Below are 1,151 nucleotides of genomic sequence, written 5' to 3'. Positions count from 1 at the left end.
TCATTGACCGCTGGCCACGATGAGATCCGCAATGCCGGTCGCCTAATCAATTTTGCGCGCTTCGTCACGCACTGCGTCAGACGGTCTGATCGACATCAGGGTATCGCCCCTCGGGTTCATCACGCTTTGGCACCTTGCCGCGCTATCCCAACACCAAGGCGCTGGGAATTGTGATTAAGCAGTCACCGGCGTCGTCGGTGATCGATAGGTACCGCCCTTGACGAGTAGCGCCCATATGGTGCGCGCCATCTTGTTCGCGAGTGCCACTGCGGCCACCTTATAGGGACGGCGCGTCATTATGGATACGACCCACGCCGGTAGCTTCACGCCCCTGCGGGCCTGCTTGAGGATCGACGTCGCACCCACGATCAGTAAAGTTCGCAGCTGTTTGTTGCCCTGCTTCGAAATCTTGCCGAGCCGCTCTTTCCCTCCGCTGGAGTGTGCCCTTGGGGTGATGCCGATCCAGGCGGCCAAATCTCGCCCAGTTCGGAAGGCTGCCGGATTCTGGACGGTGGCGCGAACAGTCGCGGCGATAATGGGGCCTACGCCAGGAAGGGTCGTCAGGCGACGGGCGGCATCATCGGCCTTCACGGCCGCAACAATTTTGGTGTCGAGCACATCAATCCGTGTTGTCAGGCTTTCGATGTGCTCGGCCATCTCCAGAAGCGCGGCTCGAGCCGAAGCAGGAAGGCGTCTTTCTTGATCGTCGCGCAGTACGGCAACGAGCTTGGCAATGCTAGGCATTCCGGTTGCGGCAATGATCCCGAGCTCCGCCATGTGGGCGCGCATAGCATTCGCAGACTGGCTTCGCTGACGAACAAGTAACTCTCTCGTCTTTAAAACCATCCCGCCAGCTTGCTCCTCGGGTGATTTGACGGGCACGAAGCGCATTGATGGGCGCGACACGGCTTCGCATATTGCCTCTGCATCGGCGGCGTCGGTCTTATTTCGCTTGACGTAAGCTTTCACATAGGCAGGCGGCATCAAACGGACGGTATGGCCGAATTCGCCGATCGCGTTCGCCCAGTAGTGGGCCGTCCCGCAGGCCTCGATGCCTACCAAGCAAGCCGGAAGACTTTGAAAGAAGGGCAAAAGCTGCGATCGCCGCAATGTGCGACGAACCAAGACTTTCCCGTTTTCGGCGATGCCGT

Annotated in this window: 1 protein-coding gene; it reads right to left on the bottom strand. The window is 59.5% G+C overall.

Annotated elements, in window-relative coordinates:
• Nucleotides 1-174: 174 nt before the first annotated feature.
• The coding region (locus ALC15_RS40895) for an IS110 family RNA-guided transposase (RefSeq protein ID WP_244486503.1) at nt 175-1,151 on the bottom strand (977 nt) is incomplete at its 5' end.

Source organism: Bradyrhizobium viridifuturi (assembly GCF_001238275.1).
Taxonomy (GTDB): Bacteria; Pseudomonadota; Alphaproteobacteria; order Rhizobiales; family Xanthobacteraceae; genus Bradyrhizobium; species Bradyrhizobium viridifuturi.
The sequence above is the reverse complement of the archived record's forward strand: the minus strand, read 5'-3'. Positions and strand labels throughout refer to the sequence as shown.